The sequence below is a fragment of the Candidatus Dormiibacterota bacterium genome (assembly GCA_035544955.1).
In the GTDB taxonomy this organism is placed as follows: domain Bacteria; phylum Chloroflexota; class Dormibacteria; order CF-121; family CF-121; genus CF-13.
In genome coordinates this window covers 1-3,224 of sequence record DASZZN010000039.1, presented here as the reverse complement: position 1 = coordinate 3,224, position 3,224 = coordinate 1, and the positions used below count along the sequence as shown (strand labels likewise).

At 63.4% G+C, this 3,224-nt stretch carries 4 protein-coding genes and 1 tRNA gene; 3 read left to right on the top strand and 2 right to left on the bottom strand.

Annotated features, from left to right (window positions below; translation table 11 throughout):
- The first annotated feature begins 577 nt into the window (after nucleotides 1–577).
- Complete coding sequence (locus tag VHK65_14365; GenBank protein ID HVS07326.1) at nucleotides 578–982, top strand: hypothetical protein; 405 nt, start codon at nucleotides 578–580, stop codon at nucleotides 980–982.
- Between the two features lie 274 nt (nucleotides 983–1,256).
- Here the strand turns inward: VHK65_14365 and VHK65_14360 are convergent, their stop codons facing one another.
- Nucleotides 1,257–1,844 (bottom strand): class I SAM-dependent methyltransferase, encoded by a 588-nt coding sequence (locus VHK65_14360; GenBank protein HVS07325.1) that lies wholly within the window; start codon nucleotides 1,842–1,844, stop codon nucleotides 1,257–1,259.
- Between the two features lie 209 nt (nucleotides 1,845–2,053).
- On the opposite strand from VHK65_14360, the gene VHK65_14355 reads away from it, so the two are divergent.
- The gene (locus VHK65_14355) at nucleotides 2,054–2,698 is read left to right on the top strand and encodes a dihydrofolate reductase family protein (protein HVS07324.1); all 645 of its coding nucleotides are present in this window, start codon (nucleotides 2,054–2,056) and stop codon (nucleotides 2,696–2,698) included.
- A 141-nt stretch (nucleotides 2,699–2,839) separates the two neighbouring features.
- Here the strand turns inward: VHK65_14355 and VHK65_14350 are convergent.
- Nucleotides 2,840–2,915 (bottom strand) — tRNA-Thr (locus tag VHK65_14350).
- 82 nt (nucleotides 2,916–2,997) lie between these two features.
- Here VHK65_14350 and VHK65_14345 point away from each other — a divergent pair.
- The coding region (locus VHK65_14345) for a rhodanese-like domain-containing protein (GenBank protein ID HVS07323.1) at nucleotides 2,998–3,224 on the top strand (227 nt) is incomplete at its 3' end.

The following is a 3,224-nucleotide window of genomic DNA, read 5'->3' as shown; positions in this document are numbered from 1 at the left end:
GTGGGTTCCAGTGAAGGTCCGATCGAGGAGCGCCAGCCTATTCGTTTCCAGCGCGACGGCCACGGCCTTTTCCGAGAAAGCGTCGATCCGCGCGACGGCACCCTCGTAGCGGGCTGGGCTCGAGCCCACGGGATAGGTCTGGCCTCGCCGGATAGCCGCTCAATCAGGACAAGTGGACAACAGTCTTCCAAGTCGAAATCTCTAGAGTGGTGCTCTACAGCCACAAACCGCGGTAATGCCGTGTCCTCCCGTTTCCTGTGGTGTCGGCGTGGTTCCTCCTGTACTTGAACTGAGTCTTCTTCATGTCCTCCAGTGGCCTCCTGTATCCCCCTGGGCCAATCATTGAGTTAGTCTTAGATTGGCTGGGTGGCACGACAGATAGATCTCCCGACGACGGGGGGTCACAAAACTGATACCAGCGCCGCGATTGCCCTAGAGCCCGGGTCCACTCCAGCAAACGGACGCGAGTCGGCGATCAGCGTTGAGGGGCTGGCGAAACGCTTTGGCAACCTGGAGGCTGTCCGTGGAGGCAGCGGTCGGTGGCCATAGTGAGAGGATGCAAGGGCGGAATTAAGAAATGACCTCGTTATCCAAGACAATTGCGTCGTTCAGCAGAGCAGAGGGAATACTGGCAGTCTTGTTTGGGCTGGGCTTTGTTCTCGGCTTCCTGTTGACTCCGTTGGGAGTCGAGACTCGTATACACGAACTGCGGACCCCGGCGTTCGCGGGGTTCTTCATCACTGTCGGTTTGTTGATTCCGCTTGCCGGGTTGGTTTCGCTGTTCCTTCGAAGAGCGAAGCTCGCAGGCGTCTTGGCGGTAATAGACGCCTCGCTTTCCTTCCTCCTGCCTCCTGCTGACCAGGCTAAGTTCTTCTTCACTATTCCCCCTCCGCCTGCCGTTTTTGTCGGTGAGTACATCCTGATATTCGTAGGAATCGGATACATACTTTACGGAGCACGAGTCTATTCTCAGACCCGTTAGCGACCGAGAGATCGACCGCGAGTACTAATCAGTCCACTGCACAGTCGCGCCAAACATCCCCAAACGACGAGCCAGCCCTGGTGCGCGGCCGGCTGGCAATGCGAGGATCCCCAGAGGAACGGGAAGGCCAACACCCGGCGTCTATTTGACCGGGACGGCTGGTTTCCTGTTCGTCCTGGTGATGATGGGATTTTGGAGCCGAATGTCCTATAAACGCGCCTCTCCCGGCGTCCAGCCCCGATTCCCGTGCCCACAAGAGGCCGAGGGGAATTGATCAGAGGCGTTCGATCGTTGCGAGCCAGGCTTGGGCGCCGTTGTCGTCGATCGTGACGGCGAACTTCGCGGGGTCTATCGACCTGATCGACCAACCGTCCACGAAGGCAGCGCGCAGCTCGGCCTGCGACACCCGGCGCGGGCCCCAGTCCCCGGGCTGGCGGTCGCTGAAACACATCAGGTAGTACATCCCCCCGGGCCGAAGGGCCGACCTCAGGCTGTTGACATAAACCGGGCGCTCCTCGTCGTCGAAGACATGGAACACGCCACTGTCGGTGATGACGTCGAACTGCCGCCTCAACCGGTCGAGGTGCAGCACATCCCCGACCTCGAACATCGCGCTGATGCCCCGCTGCAGCGCCTTGGCCCGCGCGCGCTCGATGGCCAGCTCCGCCACGTCCACTCCCATTGCCTCCGCACCGTGGCTCGCCGCCAGCATCACGTGCTCGCCGGTTCCGCAGCCGACGTCCAGCATGTGTCCGTGGAACTTGCCAGCATCGGCCAGCCTCACGAAGTCGGGCTGCGGCCGGCCGATGTCCCAGGGCGGCGATCCCTCGTAGACGCTGTTCCAGGAGGGGTGTTGAGCCATGGCCTTAGCTTAGTGGCGGAGGGCTGGTCACCGAAACGAATACGAAATCGGGCCTCTGGGAGGACGTGAAGCCCACGCGGTCTGACCCAGAACAGCTCGAACTCGGGTGCCCCGTATTTCCTAAAGGTGTACGGACTCGGATCGTCCACCGCGCTAAGTCAGGTCAGCCCCGCGTGCCCTAGGTTTCCTAAGGGTTAAGGTGAGTTGCCATGCCGAAACTGCGCGTCCATAACTTCGCGATCTCGGTCGACGGGTACGGCGCGGGGCCGTCGCAGAGCCTTGACAACCCGCTCGGCGTCGGCGGGCCGCGGCTGCACGAGTGGGTCTTCGCGACCCGTTACGGCCGTCGCATGATCGGCGAGGAGGGCGGCGAGGAGGGCATCGACGAGCGGTTCATGGTCGCGGGCGACACCGGCATCGGCGCCACGATCATGGGGCGCAACATGTTCGGCCCGGTCCGCGGGCCGTGGCCCGACGAGGAATGGAAGGGTTGGTGGGGCGACGACCCGCCGTACCACCACCCGGTGTTCGTGCTGACGCGCCATTCACGGCCGTCTTTGGTGATGCAGGGCGGGACGACGTTCAACTTCGTCACCGATGGGATCGAGGCGGCGTTGTCGCGGGCGTTCGAGGCGGCGGGAGGCGCCGACGTCCGCTTGGGGGGCGGCGTGGCGACGATCCAGCAGTACCTGCGCGCTCGTCTCATCGACGAGCTGCACGTGGCGATCGTGCCCATCTTCCTCGGGGGCGGCGAGCGTCTGTTTGACGGTCTGGACGGTGGACCGGTCGGCTACGGGAACGTCGAGATGGTCGGGTCGGCCTCGGTGACGCACGTCCGATTCGTGCGCCAGTAACGGCGGCGCGGCGGGCATCGCTTCGGGCCGCCCGGCAATGCCTATGACGGTTCTCGCCTTTACTTAAGGCGCGGACCCCGGGCGCCCATCGCCTTCCAAGAGCCTCGAAAATGAATACGAAATCGGGCCTCAGAAGGGTCGTGGAGCCCACGCCCGGATTCGAACCGGGGACCTTTTCCTTACCAAGGAAATGCTCTACCGCCTGAGCTACGTGGGCACGGCGGCGCAAGCACAAGATTCTATCTGCTCGCCGTCTCGTGTCTGGACGAGCGCGCCTTTGCCTTTCATACTTGGCGCGCATGGCCCCCACCATCGGCGACGTGCTCGACCAAGCCCGGCGCCGGCTGGTCCGCGTCGAACCCCAACAGGCTGCCGCAGAGCAGTCTCAGGGCGCGCTTCTAGTCGACACCCGGACCGATGTCCAACGCACTCAGCAGGGCGAGATCCCGGGCGCGCTCGTCATCGATCGCACCGTGCTCGAGTGGCGTCTCGATCCTACGTCGCCGTCCCGAATCGCCGAGGCCAC